This is a genomic window from Streptomyces pseudogriseolus, assembly GCA_002154585.1.
Lineage (GTDB): Bacteria > Actinomycetota > Actinomycetes > Streptomycetales > Streptomycetaceae > Streptomyces > Streptomyces pseudogriseolus.
Genome location: MUNG01000291.1, coordinates 1 through 16,288 on the forward strand (window position 1 = coordinate 1; position 16,288 = coordinate 16,288).

Below are 16,288 nucleotides of genomic sequence, written 5' to 3' on the forward strand. Positions count from 1 at the left end.
GTCTCCCCCACCGCCGCCGTCGCCGCCTCCGTCTCCGCCGCCCCCGTCACCGGCGTCGCCGCCGTCGCTGCCCCAGCCGTCACCCCCGCCGGGTTCGTTGTCGTCGCGGCCGCGGCCGAGGTTGCTGAACCAGGGCTGGTCCCAGCCGTCGTCGCCGGTGTCGTGGCGCGGGCGGGTGACGGGGAAGCGGGCCAGGCCCGTCGCGTCGCCGAGGCCGAAGGACACCGCGACCGCGTGGGCCATGACCGCGTCCAGCGGGTCGGGGCTCTCGTGGCGGACGTCCGCCAGCGGCAGCAGCAGGGTGCCGGGGGCGGGGGCGGCTCCGCGCGGCGGGCGGATCAGCAGGGCGACCGGTGTCTCGCCCCGCAGCAGCCGGGAACTGACCGTGTCCACGCGGCGCAGCGTCCACTGCCGGTCGGGCAGCCGGATCTCCACCGTGCTCTTGGACTTGCGGAACTTCTTGCGCAGCGCGAGCTGGGCGACAGCCTCCCCCACGGTCAGCACCAGACCGGTGCCCCCGTCGCCGTGGCCCAGGAAGCCGTACGGCGCCCGCAGGCGAACCGCGGGGGCGTGCGGGCCCCAGACGTCGACGCGGACCTGACGGCGGTCCACGGCCACCGCTATCGGACCGGCGGGACCGTGCGCGTAGCGGCGGGCGAGCCACAGCGGGACGCCCTCCGCCCGCGCCTGTGCCGCGAGGGCGGCGACCTGCTCGGGCCCGCCGCACCGGCGCACGGCGAGCTCGCCCAGCGCGCGGGCGAACGCCGACGCCTGACGCACCTTCAGGGGAGCGCAGGTTCCGGTCGCCCGGGTGACGGGGACCGCGCCGGCGCCCTCGGGGAGGGACGTGAGCGGGCGTTCGGCGCCTCCGCCGCCCAGCCAGGCGCCCCGCAGGAACGCTTCCGCCATGGCGGCGAGGTTCAGCTCCTCCAGCGGAGTCGTCCGGCCGCCCCGGCGCAGCGCGTCCTCGGTGAGGCGCACCGTGCGCGCGAGCGGGTTGCGGGAGCGTTCCCCGTACAGCACCAGGCCCTGGTCCATCGCCGTTCCCCCCTTCGTGTCGACCGCTGTCAGCACAGACTTCGGACGGGCCTCGCGCGGTTCCATGATCGAGGGCGAGCGTCGCGGGGGACGGCGAAGGCCCGGCGGCCGCCGTCCTCGCGGGGGACGGGGCGCCGGGCCTTCGCTACAGGCGCTTCGAGCGCTCTGGCGACCTCGGTCGTCAGTGGGCGTGACCGTGGCCGTGGCCACCGGCGGCGGCCGGCTCTTCCTCTTCCTTCTTCTCGACGACCAGGGTCTCGGTCGTCAGCAGCAGGGAGGCGATGGAGGCGGCGTTCTCCAGGGCGGAGCGGGTCACCTTGACCGGGTCGATGACGCCGGCCTTGATCAGGTCGCCGTACGCGCCGGTGGCGGCGTTGTAGCCGTTGCCCTTCTCGAGCTCGGCGACCTTGGAGACGATGACGTAGCCCTCGAGGCCGGCGTTCTCGGCGATCCAGCGCAGCGGCTCGACGGCGGCCTTGCGGACCACGGAGACACCGGTGGCCTCGTCGCCGGTCTTGTCGAGGTTGCCCTCGAGGACCTTGACGGCGTGGACCAGGGCGGAGCCACCACCGGAGACGATGCCCTCCTCGACCGCGGCGCGGGTCGCGGAGATGGCGTCCTCCAGACGGTGCTTCTTCTCCTTGAGCTCCACCTCGGTGGCGGCGCCGGCCTTGATGACGGCCACACCGCCGGCGAGCTTCGCCAGGCGCTCCTGGAGCTTCTCGCGGTCCCAGTCGGAGTCCGTGGCCTCGATCTCGGCCTTGATCTGGCCGACGCGGCCCTCCACGTCCTCCTTCTTGCCGGCGCCGTCGACGATCGTGGTGTCGTCCTTGGTGACGGTGACGCGGCGGGCGGAGCCGAGCACGTCCAGGCCGACCTGGTCGAGCTTGAGGCCGACCTCCTCGGAGACGACCGTGGCGCCGGTGAGGACGGCCATGTCCTGGAGCATCGCCTTGCGGCGGTCACCGAAGCCCGGGGCCTTGACGGCGACGGACTTGAAGGTGCCGCGGATCTTGTTGACCACCAGGGTCGACAGGGCCTCGCCCTCGACGTCCTCGGCGATGATCAGCAGCGGCTTGGAGGCGTTGGCCTGGATGACCTTCTCCAGCAGCGGCAGCAGGTCCGCGATGGCGGAGATCTTGCCCTGCGTGATCAGGATCTGCGGGTCGTCGAGGACGGCCTCCATGCGCTCCTGGTCCGTCACGAAGTACGGCGACAGGTAGCCCTTGTCGAAGGCCATGCCCTCGGTGAAGTCCAGCTCCAGACCGAAGGTGTTGGACTCCTCGACGGTGATGACACCGTCCTTGCCGACCTTGTCCATCGCCTCGGCGATGAGCTCGCCGACCTGCTGGTCCTGGGCGGACAGCGCGGCGACGGCGGCGATGTCGGACTTCTCGTCGATCGGGCGCGCGGTGGCGAGGAGGTCCTCGGAGACGGCGGCGACCGCGGCGTCGATGCCCTTCTTCAGGGCGGCCGGGGAGGCGCCGGCGGCGACGTTCTTCAGGCCCTCGCGGACCAGCGCCTGGGCCAGCACGGTGGCGGTGGTGGTGCCGTCACCCGCGATGTCGTTGGTCTTGGTCGCCACCTCCTTCACCAGCTGCGCGCCGAGGTTCTCGTACGGGTCCTCGATCTCCACCTCGCGGGCGATCGTGACACCGTCGTTGGTGATGGTGGGGGCGCCGAACTTCTTGTCGATGACGACGTTGCGGCCCTTGGGGCCGATCGTCACCTTGACCGTGTCGGCAAGCTTGTTGACGCCGCGCTCGAGGGCGCGACGGGCGTCCTCGTCGAACTTCAGGATCTTCGCCATGGCAGCGGGAGCCCTCTCGGAAATCTAGATGAAATCACTGCGCCCCTGGGCCGCCCGGCTCCTTGTCGGATGCTGGGGCCAGGGGCGCAGTGTTCGAGCAGAAGTACTTGCTACGAGGTCGGGTGCTCCGGGGCGGGCCCCGGGGTCCCCTCTACTTCTCGACTACTTCTCGACGATCGCGAGGACGTCGCGGGCCGAGAGGACGAGGTACTCCTCGCCGTTGTACTTGACCTCGGTGCCGCCGTACTTGCTGTACAGAACGACGTCGCCGACCTTCACGTCGAGCTCGACGCGCTTGCCGTCCTCGAAGCGGCCCGGACCGATGGCCAGGACGACGCCCTCCTGGGGCTTCTCCTTCGCGGTGTCCGGAATGACCAGGCCCGAAGCCGTGGTCTGCTCGGCGTCGAGCGGCTGGACCACGATGCGGTCCTCGAGCGGCTTGATGGCAACCTTGGAGCTGGCGGTCGTCACGATCCGACCTCCCCCTTCGGAGATCTCACGGGGTTAACTGTCTGAGGTGGCGACCAGGTCGATCCGTCGTCGCGGGTGCCGGACCTGCCCGTCGCGTTGTTGGCACTCTCCAGGGGGGAGTGCCAGACCTGAGACTATGACCGGGATTAGCACTCGGTCAAGCGGAGTGCCAATTGCCGTGCGGCGCGTCGGGGGGTGGGGGTGTTTTTCGGCGCGGGCTTGTGCGGTGCCGGTGTTGGTGTGACCGCCCCCCGGGGGGCTGCGCCCCCGGACACCCGATCGGCCCTCCGGGCCTCGTCCTCAAACGCCGGACGGGCTGGGGGCGGCCCCCGTCGGACCGGACACAGCCCGCGAAGTGAAGGCGGCCCCCGTCGGACCGGACACAGCCCCGCGGGCTGGAGGCGGCCCCGGTCGGGCTGGACGCGGCCGGCGAGGTGGGAGGCGTCGGGCTCGATCGCCAAGTACGAGGCCTACCTCAGTACCCGGCCTACGTGGTCCTCGAGGCGTCCCGCCTCCAGCCCCCGCTTCTCCAGCTCCCCCAGCAGCCGCGCCGTTCGCTCCGCCAGGCTCAAGGGCGGGGCCTCGCCCGAGGGGACGGCGATGATGTCACCGGGGATCAGGCGGCGGGGGCCGTGACGGTAGGTGAGGTGGCCGTCGGGTTCCAGGGTCACGCGCCACAGGACCACCGCGGCGATGCCGCACTCGGCGGCGGCGCGGAGGGTCGCGGTGTCGTACCGGCCGTAGGGCGGGCGGAAGAGGCGGGGGCGGACGCCGAAGCGGGCGGCGAGTTTGCGCTGCTGGCCGCAGATCTGCGCGCGCTGGGCGGCGAGGGGCAGGCCGGGCAGGGCCGGGTGGTCGAGGGTGTGGTTCTGGAGGGTGGCGCCGACCGCGCGGAGGCGGGCGAAGTGGCCGTAGCCGGGGCCCGTCACGCTGTCGGTGAGGAACATGCCGACCGGCAGCCTGCGGTCCCGCACCAGGTCGATGAAGCGGGGGTCGCGTTCGGCGCCGTCGTCGTAGGTGAGGAAGACGACGGGGTCGTCGGTGGTGACGTGGTCGACGACCGGCGGGAGGGGCGCGGGGGCGACGGCGGTCGCCGTCCCCGCGGCGCGGGACGACACGTCTCCCGCGCCGGCCGGGGCCGCGCATCCGGCGGTCGCGGCGAGCAGGGCGAGGGCCGCGGGCACGGCCGGAAGGGTCCCGCGCCGCCGCCTCACAGGTAGTCCTCCAGTCGGGCCACGGCGTACCCCTCGGCCGTGACCTTGTCGAGGAAGCGGCGGACCATGTCCCGCATGGTGCCGTCCCAGTCGTCCCGGCCCCGGAAGTGGGTGAGCACGATGTCGCCGGGGTGGATCTCCCGGTCCCACTCGCGGTACTCCCAGTGGTCGACGAAGACCTCCGCGTTCCACAGCGGGACGTGCGTGATGCCGCAGCTCTTGGCGGCGCGCAGGGTCGTCCTGTCGTAGTTGCCGTAGGGCGGGCGGAAGAGGACCGGGCGGGTGCCGTAGTGCTTCTCGATGACGTCCTGCATGCCGCAGATCTCGCGCGTCTGCTTGCTGCGCGAGAGGGCCGGCAGGTAGGGGTGGTGGAGGGTGTGGTTGTGCAGGGCCACACCTCGCTTCTGCATGTCCTTGAAGTAGCCGTAGTCCTCCTCGACGAGGTAGTCGCTGAGGAACGCGCTGTAGGGCACCTTCAGTTCGGTCATCATCCGCAGGAACTCGGGGTCCTTCTCGGCGCCGTCGTCGATGGTGAGGAAGACGACCTTCTCCTTCACCGGGACGGTGGTGAAGACCGGCGGGAGCTCCAGCCGTTCGTGCCCGTCGACCTCGAAGCCGTCGCGGGTGGTGATGCGCGGCTTCTTCGCCGGGGGCGGCGGCGCGGCCAGCGGGACCTTCTTCAGACCCCAGCGTTTCGCCGCGGCGGCCCGTGCGGCCTGCGCGGCGCGCAGCTTGTCGGCGTAGGAGTCGAGGGCGCGGGCCGGGGGCGCCTGGAGGGGCTGGCCGCCCGCGGGTTCGACCGTGTCGCTGTCCTTGCCGCAGCCCGAGGCGAGGAGGGCGAGCGTGAGCGCCGCGAGACCGGTCCGCACTCCCAGGGGCCTCATTTGCTTCTTATCGTTTTGTCCTACTACTCGCATGGGGCCGGATCCTCGCAGCCGCCCGGCCTCCGCCCGGCCCGACACCGCGGCCGGAAGCGCACGGTCCACCGACTGGCCCACAATGACCCGGTGAACGACCTCGCCCCGCTCCTCACCCCCGAAGGCCACGCCCTCCTCGACGAGGTGCGCGACACCGACCCCGCGCACGAACTCGCCGTCGCGACCCGGCTGCGCCGCGACCACCCCGCCGAGCTGGTGTCGGCGGCCCTCGGCCAGGCGCGGCTGCGGCAGCGTGCGGTGGCGAAGTTCGGCGCGGAGGACGCGGCGCGGATGTTCTTCACGCCGAACGGGGTCGAGCAGTCGACGCGGCGCAGCGTCGCCGCGTACCGGGCGGAGCGGCTGCGGGCGGCGGGCGTACGGTCGGTGGCCGACCTGTGCTGCGGGATCGGCGGGGACGCGATCGCGCTGGCGCGCGCCGGGATCCGGGTGCTCGCGGTGGACCGGGACCCGCAGGCGGCCGCCGCCGCCCGCGCCAACGCCGAGGCCCTGGGGCTCGCCGGCCTGATCGAGGTGCGCGAGGCGGACGTGACGGAGGTCGACACGTCCGGCTACGACGCCGTGTTCGTGGACCCGGCCCGCCGCTCGTCGAAGCGCGGGCGGATCTTCGACCCGGAGGCGTACTCACCGCCCCTGTCCTGGGCGGTGCGGGCGGCGCTGGACGCGTCCCGGGCCGCCGCCCTGAAGATCGCCCCCGGTATCCCGCACGAGGCGGTCCCGGCCGAGGCCGAGGCGGAGTGGATCTCCGACGGCGGGGACGTGAAGGAGGCGGTCCTGTGGTTCGGCACCGCCCCCGGCACGATCCGCGCGACCCTGCTCCCGGGCCCGCACACCCTGGTCTCCCGCGGCCTTCCCGACCCCGAGGTCCGTCCCGTCGGCCGCTACCTGTACGAGCCCGACGGCGCCGTCGTCCGCTCCCACCTGGTCGCCGAGGTCGCCGAGATGCTCGACGGCGGCCTGATCGACCCGACGATCGCCTACGTCACCACGGACACCCTGACCCCCACCCCGTACGCCACCGCCTACGAGATCACCGACCGGCTCCCGTTCAACGTCAAGAAGCTGAAAGCCCTGCTCCGGGAGCGTGAGGTGGGCGTCCTCACGGTCAAGAAGCGCGGCTCGGCCGTCGAACCGGAGGAACTGCGCCGCAAGGCGCTGCCGAAGCCGCACGGCACGGCATCGGTCACGGTCTTCCTGACCCGCGTCGCCGGCGCGCCCACGATGCTGCTGGGCCACCCGGTGCGCTGACGCACGCCGGTGCGAAAGGCTCAGCCGCCCGCCCCCTCCGCCCGCCTCCGCAGCATCTCCCGCTCCCGCGCGTTGGTCGCCAGGCCCGCCGCCCGGGCGAACTCCTTCCGCGCCTCGTCCGTCCGGCCCAGGCGGGCCAGAAGGTCGCCGCGGACACTGGGCAGCAGGTGGTAGCCGCGCAGCGCCGGCACGGCGGACAGCGCGTCCATCGGGGCTGGGTCCGCCCTCGGGGGCGTTGTTCTCGTCGATCCGGATGAGGGAGAGATAGCGCGGCATGACGGCTCCTCGTGGAGTGCGGGCCGGGTCGTTCCCGGCCTCTCACCCCTGCGTCGAACGGCGCGCACGAGAATCGACACCCGGCCGGAAGTATTTTCGCGTCACTTCAGCGAGGCCCACAGCCGCCCCGCCTCGGGCTCGTCGGCGACCACCCGGTTGGGGTCGGAGGGGGCGGGCAGCACCGGCATGGTCACCGTGGTGACGCGGTCGGCGGTCAGCCCGCCCAGACTGCGGGCGAAGGTGACCAGTTCACCGAGCGAGTCCAGGCCGGTGTCGGTGGTGAGGCTGTCCGTGAGGGCGTCGGCGGCCTCGAACAGCACGGTCGGGCTCGTCAGCAGGTCCAGCTCGGTGACCCGCCGGACGAGCGCCTTCACCAGGTCCTGCTGGAGCGTGATCCGGCCCAGGTCGCTGCCGTCGCCGACGGCGTACCGGGTGCGGGCGAGTCCGAGCGCCTGCCTGCCGTCCAGATGGTGGGTGCCGGCGTCGAGGGTGAGATGGCTGCGGTCGTCGTCGATGTCCTGACGGGTGGTCACGGTGACCCCGCCGAGCGCGTCGACCAGGCGGGCGAACCCGGCGAAGTCGATCTCGACGTAGTGGTCCATGCGGACGCCGGTGAGGGTCTCGACGGTCTTCACCGCGCACACCGGGCCGCCCACCTCGTACGCGGTGTTGAACATGACCCCGGACGCCGGCCGCGTCGCGCCCCCGTCCTGACGGGGGCAGGAGGGACGGTCGACGAGGGTGTCGCGGGGGATGCTGACCACCGTGGCGGAGGTCCGCCCGGCGTCGAGGTGCACGACCATCGCGGTGTCGGACCGGGCGCCGCCGGCCTCCCCGCCGCCCAGTTCCCGGTTCTCCGCGCCGCTGCGCGCGTCGGAGCCGAGCACCAGCAGGTTCAGCGCCCCGTCCGGCAGCGGCGAGGCGTCCCCGTACGGCGACGGGGCCGGCGTGGCCGCACCCCGGGGCGGCCGGTCGTCGCCCAGGGCCTGGTCGATGTCGACGCCGCGGATGTTCCCGTCCAGCCGCAGATAGGCCCAGGCCGCCGCGCCCGCGCCCAGCACCAGCAGCCCGGCCAGCACACCCCCGACGACTCTCAGCGTCCGTCTTCCGCGCCGGCCGGGCCGTATGTCCGCGCCCCCGGCGTCGTCCTCTCCGTCACTGTCCCCGCTTGTCCCCTGATGTCCCGTCACAAGCAGGAACGTACGTCCGAATTATGACAGCCGACGCACCCCGGACGTTTTTCTCGTCGAATTCTCAGATTCCGAACCACCCGGCCGCGGGCTCAGCGCGCCGCCGGCGCGGCCGTGCTGCTCCGCACCACCAGGCTGGTCGCCAGCTCCACCCGGGTCGCCGTCGAGCTGTCCTCGCCCTTGCCCAGGTCGAGCACCAGCCTGGCCGCCGCCTCCGCCATCTCCGTCAGCGGCTGCCGTACGGTCGTCAGCGGCGGGCCCACCCAGCGGGCCACCGGCAGGTCGTCGAAGCCGACCACGCTCAGGTCCTCCGGGATCCGCAGCCCCAGCTCGCGCGCGGCCTCGTACAGCCCGAGCGCCTGAAGGTCGTTGCCGGCGAACACGGCGGTGGGCCGGTTCTCGCGGCGCAGCAGGGCGAGACCCTGCCGGTAGCCGGCGTCGTGGTGGAAGTCGCCGCTGACGATCAGCTCCGGGTCGACCGGCAGCCCGGCGGTCTCCAGGGCGGCGCGGTAGCCGTCGACGCGGGCGCGGCTGCACATCATCCGGGAGGGCCCGCTGATCGCGCCGATCCGGGTGTGGCCCAGCTCGACCAGATGCCGGGTGGCGGCGAGCCCGCCCTGCCAGTTGGTCGCGCCGATGGAGGGCACGTCGGTACCCGGGTCGCCGGCCGGGTCCATCACCACGAACGGGATGGAACGGCTGGTCAGCAGCGCGCGGCCGGACTCGTCGAGGCCGGACAGCACCAGGATCACGCCGTGCGGGCGGCGGGCGGCGACCTGGTCGGCCCAGGTGCGGCCGGGCGTGAGCCGCCCCGCGCTCTCGGACAGCACGACGCTCAGCCCGGCGTCCCGGGCGACGTTCTCCACGCCCCGGATGACCTCCATCGCCCAGGCGCTCTCCAGCTCGTGGAAGACCAGGTCGATGAGCGGCGAGCGGCTCGCCTCGGCGCGACGGCGCCGGTAGCCGTGAGTGCGCAGCAGCTGCTCGACGCGGGACCGGGTGCCGGGGGCGACGTCGGCGCGGCCGTTGAGCACCTTCGAAACAGTCGGCGCGGAGACACCCGCCTCGCGGGCGATCTCGGCGAGCGTCGCGGTCTGCGTGCTGCGCCCGTGGGTCCGGGTCTCAGCGGGCTGCGGGGAAGTCATGGCGGCGATCGTATCTCCGCGAGCCGCGCGGGCGAAGACCTGCGACGGTCCGGAACATTCGAAACGTATGACGAAACATTCGCGTTACACGGCCGTCGCGCCTCGCCCGTACCTCACCCGCGCCGGGACCCCCACCGTCCCCGGCGTACCGGCCCCTCGCCGCACAGACGCTCAGACACTCCCCAGCGACTCGAACCGCCACCGGTGCACGGCCCGCGTGACCAGCGTGCTCTCCGGCTCCGGGAGCTCGGGCAGGTCGGCGTCGAGGGGGGCGTTCCACCAGGTGATGACCAGGACCCGGTCCTGCGGCGCGCGGAAGGTCTCCCGGCGCACCGGGCGCCGGGGCAGCTCGCGGGACCGCTCCTCGGCCCAGGCCAGCAGGTCCGGGCCGCGGCCGGGGACCGCGCGGGCCTCCCACATCAGCGCGACGGTCATGGGTAGAGGTTCTCCCGGGCGGTCTCGTGGACATGGTCGTGGGAGTGGGCGGCGCCCGGCACGTGCGGGTCGGTGACCGGGAGGGAGGAGTCCGCGGAGAGGTCCCAGTCGGAGGCCGCGCGGTTGCGGGCGACCATCTCCGCGCCGAGGGCGGCCACCATCGCGCCGTTGTCCGTGCACAGCTTGGGGCGCGGCACGCGCAGCCGGATGCCGGCGGCCTCGCAGCGCTCCTCGGCGAGGGCGCGCAGCCGGGAGTTGGCGGCCACGCCGCCGCCGATCATCAGATGGTCGACGCCCTCGTCCTTGCAGGCGCGCACGGCCTTGCGGGTGAGCACGTCCACGACGGCCTCCTGGAAGGACGCCGACACGTCCCGCACCGGCACCTCCTCGCCCGCCGCCCGCTTGGCCTCGATCCAGCGCGCCACGGCCGTCTTCAGCCCGGAGAAGGAGAAGTCGTACGCGGGGTCGCGGGGGCCGGTCAGGCCGCGCGGGAAGGCGATGGCCTCCGGGTCCCCCTCGCGGGCGTACCGGTCGATGACGGGGCCGCCGGGGAAGCCGAGGTTCAGCACCCGGGCGATCTTGTCGAAGGCCTCGCCCGCCGCGTCGTCGATGGTCGCGCCGAGCGGGCGCACGTCGGAGGTGATGTCGGCGGACAGCAGCAGCGAGGAGTGGCCGCCGGAGACCAGCAGCGCCATCGTCGGCTCGGGCAGCGGCCCGTGCTCCAGCTGGTCGACGCAGATGTGGGAGGCGAGGTGGTTGACGCCGTACAGGGGCTTGCCGAGGGCGTAGGCGTACGCCTTCGCCGCCGAGACGCCGACCAGCAGCGCGCCGGCCAGCCCGGGTCCCGCCGTGACGGCGATGCCGTCGAGGTCCCGGGCGCTCACCCCGGCGTCCTTCAGCGCCCGCTCGATGGTGGGGACCATCGCCTCCAGGTGGGCGCGGCTCGCCACCTCGGGGACGACGCCGCCGAAGCGGGCGTGTTCGTCGACGCTGGAGGCGACGGCGTCCGCGAGCAGGGTGGTGCCGCGGACGATACCGACGCCGGTCTCGTCGCAGGAGGTCTCGATCCCCAGTACCAGGGGTTCGTCAGCCATGGATCTCGGTTCCTTGTACGCCGTTCACGGGGTGGTCCGGGTCACGGAGGCGGACGGGTCGGTCAAGCGCATGACCAGCGCGTCCACGTTGCCCGGCTGGTAGTAGCCGCGCCTGACCCCGATGACCTCGAAGCCGAAGCGCTCGTAGAGCTTCTGGGCGCGGACGTTGTCGACGCGGCACTCCAGCATCACCTCGGCGCACTCGAACGCCGTGGCCGCGCGCAGCAGCTCCGTCAGCAGCCGGGAGCCGAGCCCGGTGCCCCAGTGGTCGCGGGTGACCGCGATGGTCTGGACGTCGGCCGCCGGGGCGGCGCCGTCGTCACCCTCCGCGCCGGAGGTGGTCAGGCCGGCGTAGCCGACGATCCGGCCGCCCTCCTCGGCGACGACGTAGCGCCGGGTCGCCCCGGGCCCGCGGGAGTGGGCCAGCTCGGACCAGAACATGCCGCGCGACCACGCGTCCTCGGGGAAGAGGTCGCGCTCCAGCTCCAGCACGGGGTCGATGTCCCACCAGCGCATCTCGCGCAGCTCCACCGTCTCGGCTCCCGTCACTTGGGGGTGACCACCTTGTAGTTCTTGGGCACCTGGGCGTCGGGCCGCCGCAGGTACAGCGGCCGGGGCGCGGGCAGCTCCTCGCCCGCCTTCAGCCGCTCCACGGCCAGCCGGGCGAGGGCGGCGGCGCTCACGTGCTCCGGCTCGTGCGCCTGGGGGAAGACGTCCGGGTAGAGCAGGGCGCCCGCGCCGGCCGCGGGCAGGCCCGCGACCTGGCCGGCGATGTCGGCGGGCCGGTCGACGGCCGGGTCGGTGAGGCGGGTGCGGGAGTCGGCGTACCGCGCCCAGTAGACCTCCTTGCGGCGGGCGTCGGTCGCCACCACGAAGGGGCCGTCCAGGTCGGCCGCGTAGGCCAGGCCGTCCAGCGTGCACACACCGTGCACGGGCACGCCGAGGGCGAGCCCGAAGGTGTCGGCGGTCATCAGGCCGACCCGCAGACCGGTGTAGGGGCCGGGGCCGGTGCCGGCCACGATCCCGGTGACGGCGTCGAGCCGCAGACCGGCCTCGGCGAGCACCCGGTCGACGGCCGGGAGCAGCAGTTCACCGTGGCGGCGGGCGTCCACCTGGCTCGACGAGGCGATGACGTCGTCGCCGTCGTGCAGCGCGACGGTGACGGCGGGGGTGGCGGTATCCAGAGCGAGCAAGAGCACGCAAACAGCCTACGGCTCCGACGCCCCGCCCACGGCCGCACCGGCCGGACGGTCACCGACTGCTACGGTCGCGTCACATCCGCACGGATCAGGACAGAGGTGACGGCGATGGCGGGGACCAGCTCGATGATCGTGGCGGGGCTGACCGCGGCGGCCCTCGCGACGGTCGGTTATCTCGGTTACCGGGCCGCGGAGACGGTCCCGCCCGACCTGGGCCGGCGGACGCCGGGCACCCCCGCCCCCGCGGCGACGGCGCCCCGCGGCACCCACCCGGCCGCGCTGCCCCCGCGCTCGGGGCTGGGGCAGCGGGTCGTGTACTCGCTGCGCCGGGACCGGGTGTGGCTGGTGAACGACAACAACACGGTGCGCCGCACGTTCGGCGTGAGCCCCAGCACGGTGGACCCGGCACCGGGCTCCTACCGGGTGACGTCCCGCTCGGGGAAGGTCACCGGCTCGGACGGCGTCCCCGTCGAACACGTGGTGCGCTTCGCGAGCGTGGACGGCACGGTGATCGGGTTCAGCGCGGCGGTCGACGGCTCGGCGCCCGTCCTGGACCCACGGGAGCGCACGGGCGGCATCCGGGAAACACGGGCGGACGGCACGGCGATGTGGCGGTTCGCGACGATCGGCCGCACGGTCGTCGTGGTGCCGTGACCTACGCGGCCTCCCGCCGTACAGCCGTCTCCTCCCGTGGCGGCTCGGGGGCGGGCGGCGGCGTGGAGACGGCGGCGGCAGCGGCGCAGGCGGCCAGCAGGTCGCGCATGGGCACCGGTCGCGGCGTGGACTCACTGCTCGGGACGGCCGGCATGGACGCCTCCTGAACGCTGGGAGCTGGTTAGGCATACCTAACCATGAGCTGGACACCATGTGACCACGCGGGACGCCGCGGACGCAACACTGTGCCGACGCCTTGTCGGAACACTCAGGCGGACAGCGGCCCCAGCCCGGCCCCGGCCCAGCGGGCGCCCATCCCCCGCACGGTCACGTGCCGCACCTCGTCGGTCGTGTCGCCGACCGCCCGGTGGATCACCACATGCAGCCGGTCCTCGGTCAGTTCCTCGACCTTGCCCTCGCCCCACTCCACGACGACCACCGACTCGGGCAGCGAGACGTCGAGGTCCAGATCCTCCATCTCGTCGAGCCCGCCGGACAGCCGGTAGGCGTCGACGTGCACCAGCGGCGGACCGTCCCCCAGCGAGGGGTGCACCCGGGCGATGACGAACGTCGGCGAGGTCACCGCGCCCCGCACCCCGAGCCCTTCGCCGAGCCCGCGCGTCAGGGTCGTCTTGCCGGCCCCCAGCTCACCGGAGAGCAGCACGAGATCGCCCGCGCGCAGCAGCTTGGCGAGGCGCCGGCCGAGGTCGCGCATCTGCTCGGGGGAGGTGACGGTCAGTTCAGCGGTGCTGTGCGGTGCTGCTGCTTCCATAGCCACCCACGGTAGCCCCTGCGGGCACCGCGCCCGCGCGGACCAGCAGGTCGGCGAGCCGGTCGGTCACCTGCTCGGGATGCTCCAGCATCACCAGGTGCCCGGCGTCCGGCACCAGCACCAGCTCGGCCCCGGGCAGCAGATCGGCGATGGCCTCGCTGTGCTCGCTCGGGGTGACGAGATCGCCCACCCCCGCGAGCACCAGCACCGGCAGGTCCGCGAAGTGCGCCAGCGCCTCCGCCTTGTCGTGACTGTCGAAGGCCGGGTAGTACTCGGCCACCACGTCGATGGGCGTGGACTCGATCATCCGCTCGGCGAACCGGGCGACGGCGGGATCGACGTCCCGGGAGGCGAACGAGTAGCGCTTGATGACCCCGGCGAACAGATCGGCGGTCGCCCGCCGCCCCTTCTCGACCAGCTCGGCCCGCTGCCCCAGCGCCTTCAGCACCCCGGGCAGCACCCGCCGCACCGCGTTGACCCCGGCCACCGGCAGCCCGAAGTTGACCTCGCCCAGCCGCCCCGACGACGTCCCCACCAGAGCGACCCCGGCACACCGCTCCCGGATCAGCTCGGGGAACTGGTCGGCGAGCGCCATCACGGTCATCCCGCCCATGGAGTGCCCGACGAGCACCAGCGGCCCCTCGGGCGCGGCGGCGTCGACGACGGCCTTCAGATCCCGCCCGAGCTGCTCGATGGTCACCGGCTCCCCGCGCTCCGTCTGCGCGGCGCCCCGCGCCGACCGCCCGTGACTGCGCTGGTCCCAGTGCACGGTCCGCACCACACCCCGCAGGGCGGCCCGCTGGAAGTGCCAGGAGTCCTGGTTGAGGCAGTACCCGTGACTGAACACCACGGTCACCGGCGCGGGCGCCCGCCGCCCGAACAACCGCCGCCGCCTGCCGCTCTCCGCCTCGCCCTCGACCTCGTCGACCTCGTAGTACAGCTCGGTCCCGTCGTCGGCGTACGCCCTGCCGGGCGTCCCCCGCAGGGACCCGTACGGCCCCGCCGAGTCCAGCACCATCCGGGCCTTGCGGCGCATGCCGCGCCCGACCGTCATCCGTTCTATGGCCACGCCGGCGGCGGCCCCGGTGGCCAGCACGCCTATCGCGAGGCCCGCGACACCGGTCGCCCGGCGCCATCCCCCGGCGGACGCGGCCGTCACGGCCTGCGCACTGCTCTCGCTCACGTACCGCTCCTCTTCCCCGGACCCCACGCAGGGCGCCTACCCGCTCTGTTCCCCGTTCACATACACGCGCGGGACGCGGCTGCCGATCCGGGTGACGATCTCGTACGCGATGGTCCCGGACGCCTGCGCCCAGTCCTCCGCGGTGGGCTCACCCCGGTCACCGGGCCCGAACAGCACCGCCTCGGCCCCGGGACCGGGCTCGTCACCGCCCAGATCCACCACGAACTGGTCCATCGCGACCCGCCCGGCGACGGTCCGCCACTTCCCCTCGACCATGACGGGCCCCGCGGACGAGGCGTGCCGCGGGATGCCGTCGGCGTACCCGAGCGGCACCAGCCCGAGGGTGGTGGCCCCGGGCGTCACGTAATGATGCCCGTAGCTGACCCCGTGTCCGCCCGGCACGTTCTTCACCAGCGCCAGCGACGCCGTCAGGGTCATCGCGGGCCGCAGCCCGAGCTCCGTCGGCGTGCCGATCGCGGGGCTGGGCGAGACGCCGTACATCGCGATGCCGGGCCGCACCAGGTCGAAGTGGCTCTCCTCCAGCGTCAGGGTCGCGGGCGAGTTGGCGATGTGCCGCACCTCGGGCTCCACGCCCCGCGCCTCGGCGTACGCCACCATCTCCCGGAACGTGACCAGCTGAGCGGCGATCGAGGGATGCCCGGGCTCGTCGGCGCAGGCGAAGTGCGACCACAGCCCGGTGACCTTCAGCAGCCCCTCGGCCTCCGCGCGCCGCGCGCCCGCGACCAGCTCGGCCCAGTCCCCGGGCTGGCAGCCGCCGCGCCCGAGCCCGGTGTCCGCCTTGAGCTGCACCCGCGCGGGGCGGCCGGCCTGCCGGGCGGCCGAGGTGACCTCGTCCAGCGCCCACAGCCCGCCCACCGAGACGTCGACATCGGCCTCGATCGCCTCACGCCAGGGCCCGCCGGGCGTCCACAGCCAGCACATGACCCGGACGTCGTCCGGCACCCCGGACCCCGGCGCCCGCAGCGCCAGCGCCTCCTGCGGCGTGGCGGTGCCCAGCCAGGTCGCACCGGCCGCCACGGCCGCACGGGCGCAGGGGGCCGCGCCGTGCCCGTATCCGTCGGCCTTGACGACGGCCATCAGGGCGGCGCGGGAGGCGCGCTCACGCAGCGTGCGGACGTTGGCCCGCACGGCGGCCAGATCGATCACAGCGCGGGCTCGGAGCTGGGCGCCGTGCGGGTCAGCTGTCTCTTTCATCCCGGACAGTCTCTCAGAGCGCGTGCGGTTTCCCTCCGGGGGTGGGGTGGGGAGGGGTGTGTCCTCGAGCGCCGTTGATGCAGGTCACCCTCGGGGTGGCTGCACGCCCGGCGCTTGTTGTGCACCGGCGCGGGAGCGGACCCCCGGGGGATGCACCCGGTGCTTCGTAGGTACCCGGCGTTGGTGCGGGCCGGGGGGTGTTCGCGCACCTCGGCGCCAACGAGGTGCCGCCGCGCCCACCCTCCCCCACTCTCGGCTTCGCTCGAGCGGGAGGTACCCCCATCGCCCTGGGGGTACCTCCCAGGCCCTCAAGGCACTGGGGGAGGCACGAATGCCCGCGGCTAGCGGCATCGCGACCGCCGCCATTCGGCCGCGCGCTCGCGGTTGGCGGCCGCAGCTTGCCGCCGCC

At 73.7% G+C, this 16,288-nt stretch carries 17 protein-coding genes and 1 pseudogene; 2 read left to right on the forward strand and 16 right to left on the reverse strand.

The window, feature by feature from the left end; genetic code table 11:
• The 5 genes from CCN29_RS23840 to CCN29_RS23860 all read right to left on the reverse strand — a co-directional run.
• Positions 1–1,038 (reverse strand): hypothetical protein (locus tag CCN29_RS23840; RefSeq protein ID WP_086684406.1); only part of this gene is annotated, 1,038 nt, incomplete at its 3' end.
• A 181-nt stretch (positions 1,039–1,219) separates the two neighbouring features.
• A complete protein-coding gene (gene groL / locus CCN29_RS23845; RefSeq protein WP_086684381.1) occupies positions 1,220–2,848 on the reverse strand; it encodes a chaperonin GroEL in 1,629 nt (542 codons plus the stop codon).
• Positions 2,849–3,010: 162 nt separating this feature from the next.
• Positions 3,011–3,319, reverse strand: a complete 309-nt coding sequence (gene groES, locus CCN29_RS23850) for a co-chaperone GroES (protein WP_006130737.1) — start codon at positions 3,317–3,319, stop codon at positions 3,011–3,013.
• Positions 3,320–3,789: 470 nt separating this feature from the next.
• A complete protein-coding gene (locus CCN29_RS23855) occupies positions 3,790–4,533 on the reverse strand; it encodes a polysaccharide deacetylase family protein (protein ID WP_006130738.1) in 744 nt (247 codons plus the stop codon).
• Positions 4,530–5,417 carry a polysaccharide deacetylase family protein gene (locus CCN29_RS23860; protein WP_234322404.1) on the reverse strand — a complete coding sequence of 296 codons (888 nt, stop codon included), beginning with the start codon at positions 5,415–5,417 and terminating at the stop codon, positions 4,530–4,532. The genes CCN29_RS23855 and CCN29_RS23860 overlap by 4 nt, the downstream gene beginning before the upstream one ends.
• Before the next feature lie 123 nt (positions 5,418–5,540).
• Here CCN29_RS23860 and CCN29_RS23865 point away from each other — a divergent pair, with 123 nt between their 5' ends.
• Positions 5,541–6,716 carry a THUMP-like domain-containing protein gene (locus tag CCN29_RS23865; RefSeq protein WP_442538468.1) on the forward strand — a complete coding sequence of 392 codons (1,176 nt, stop codon included), beginning with the start codon at positions 5,541–5,543 and terminating at the stop codon, positions 6,714–6,716.
• A gap of 20 nt (positions 6,717–6,736) precedes the next feature.
• On the opposite strand, the pseudogene CCN29_RS23870 reads toward CCN29_RS23865, so the two are convergent.
• The 7 genes and pseudogenes from CCN29_RS23870 to tsaB all read right to left on the reverse strand — a co-directional run.
• Positions 6,737–6,925, reverse strand: a pseudogene (locus CCN29_RS23870) (RNA polymerase subunit sigma-24); the annotation flags it as partial.
• Positions 6,926–7,093: 168 nt separating this feature from the next.
• Positions 7,094–8,188: an LCP family protein gene (locus CCN29_RS23875; protein ID WP_442538469.1), complete on the reverse strand. Its 1,095-nt coding sequence runs from the start codon at positions 8,186–8,188 to the stop codon at positions 7,094–7,096.
• An 86-nt stretch (positions 8,189–8,274) separates the two neighbouring features.
• Complete coding sequence (locus CCN29_RS23880; RefSeq protein WP_031017293.1) at positions 8,275–9,327, reverse strand: LacI family DNA-binding transcriptional regulator; 1,053 nt, start codon at positions 9,325–9,327, stop codon at positions 8,275–8,277.
• A 171-nt stretch (positions 9,328–9,498) separates the two neighbouring features.
• Positions 9,499–9,762 (reverse strand): hypothetical protein, encoded by a 264-nt coding sequence (locus tag CCN29_RS23885; RefSeq protein ID WP_006130744.1) that lies wholly within the window; start codon positions 9,760–9,762, stop codon positions 9,499–9,501.
• Positions 9,759–10,856, reverse strand: coding sequence for a tRNA (adenosine(37)-N6)-threonylcarbamoyltransferase complex transferase subunit TsaD (gene tsaD, locus CCN29_RS23890; RefSeq protein ID WP_006130745.1), 1,098 nt, complete (start codon positions 10,854–10,856; stop codon positions 9,759–9,761). Before tsaD ends, CCN29_RS23885 begins: the two co-directional genes overlap by 4 nt.
• 24 nt (positions 10,857–10,880) lie before the next feature.
• The gene (gene rimI, locus CCN29_RS23895) at positions 10,881–11,405 is read right to left on the reverse strand and encodes a ribosomal protein S18-alanine N-acetyltransferase (RefSeq protein ID WP_006130746.1); all 525 of its coding nucleotides are present in this window, start codon (positions 11,403–11,405) and stop codon (positions 10,881–10,883) included.
• Positions 11,402–12,055 carry a tRNA (adenosine(37)-N6)-threonylcarbamoyltransferase complex dimerization subunit type 1 TsaB gene (gene tsaB, locus CCN29_RS23900; RefSeq protein ID WP_006130747.1) on the reverse strand — a complete coding sequence of 218 codons (654 nt, stop codon included), beginning with the start codon at positions 12,053–12,055 and terminating at the stop codon, positions 11,402–11,404. Before tsaB ends, rimI begins: the two co-directional genes overlap by 4 nt.
• Before the next feature lie 108 nt (positions 12,056–12,163).
• On the opposite strand from tsaB, the gene CCN29_RS23905 reads away from it, so the two are divergent.
• Positions 12,164–12,709 (forward strand): hypothetical protein, encoded by a 546-nt coding sequence (locus tag CCN29_RS23905; protein WP_086684393.1) that lies wholly within the window; start codon positions 12,164–12,166, stop codon positions 12,707–12,709.
• 1 nt (position 12,710) lies between these two features.
• Here the strand turns inward: CCN29_RS23905 and CCN29_RS36170 are convergent, their stop codons facing one another.
• From CCN29_RS36170 to alr, 4 genes are all read right to left on the reverse strand, one after another.
• Positions 12,711–12,863 carry a hypothetical protein gene (locus CCN29_RS36170; protein WP_167334610.1) on the reverse strand — a complete coding sequence of 51 codons (153 nt, stop codon included), beginning with the start codon at positions 12,861–12,863 and terminating at the stop codon, positions 12,711–12,713.
• A 114-nt stretch (positions 12,864–12,977) separates the two neighbouring features.
• Positions 12,978–13,481: a tRNA (adenosine(37)-N6)-threonylcarbamoyltransferase complex ATPase subunit type 1 TsaE gene (gene tsaE, locus CCN29_RS23910; RefSeq protein WP_031017306.1), complete on the reverse strand. Its 504-nt coding sequence runs from the start codon at positions 13,479–13,481 to the stop codon at positions 12,978–12,980.
• The gene (locus CCN29_RS23915; protein ID WP_086684397.1) at positions 13,450–14,664 is read right to left on the reverse strand and encodes an alpha/beta fold hydrolase; all 1,215 of its coding nucleotides are present in this window, start codon (positions 14,662–14,664) and stop codon (positions 13,450–13,452) included. The genes tsaE and CCN29_RS23915 overlap by 32 nt, the downstream gene beginning before the upstream one ends.
• A gap of 36 nt (positions 14,665–14,700) precedes the next feature.
• Positions 14,701–15,879 carry an alanine racemase gene (gene alr, locus CCN29_RS23920; RefSeq protein WP_086684400.1) on the reverse strand — a complete coding sequence of 393 codons (1,179 nt, stop codon included), beginning with the start codon at positions 15,877–15,879 and terminating at the stop codon, positions 14,701–14,703.
• Positions 15,880–16,288 lie beyond the last annotated feature (409 nt).

Excerpts from the sequence above, each read along its gene's own strand:
- tsaE (WP_031017306.1), bottom strand. The coding sequence starts at position 13,481 with ATGGAAGCAGCAGCACCGCACAGCACCGCTGAACTGACCGTCACCTCC.
- CCN29_RS36170 (WP_167334610.1), bottom strand. The coding sequence starts at position 12,863 with ATGCCGGCCGTCCCGAGCAGTGAGTCCACGCCGCGACCGGTGCCCATG.
- CCN29_RS23905 (WP_086684393.1), top strand. The coding sequence starts at position 12,164 with ATGGCGGGGACCAGCTCGATGATCGTGGCGGGGCTGACCGCGGCGGCC.
- tsaD (WP_006130745.1), bottom strand. The coding sequence starts at position 10,856 with ATGGCTGACGAACCCCTGGTACTGGGGATCGAGACCTCCTGCGACGAG.
- alr (WP_086684400.1), bottom strand. The coding sequence starts at position 15,879 with ATGAAAGAGACAGCTGACCCGCACGGCGCCCAGCTCCGAGCCCGCGCT.
- CCN29_RS23860 (WP_234322404.1), bottom strand. The coding sequence starts at position 5,417 with ATGAGGCCCCTGGGAGTGCGGACCGGTCTCGCGGCGCTCACGCTCGCC.
- CCN29_RS23880 (WP_031017293.1), bottom strand. The coding sequence starts at position 9,327 with ATGACTTCCCCGCAGCCCGCTGAGACCCGGACCCACGGGCGCAGCACG.
- groL (WP_086684381.1), bottom strand. The coding sequence starts at position 2,848 with ATGGCGAAGATCCTGAAGTTCGACGAGGACGCCCGTCGCGCCCTCGAG.
- CCN29_RS23885 (WP_006130744.1), bottom strand. The coding sequence starts at position 9,762 with ATGACCGTCGCGCTGATGTGGGAGGCCCGCGCGGTCCCCGGCCGCGGC.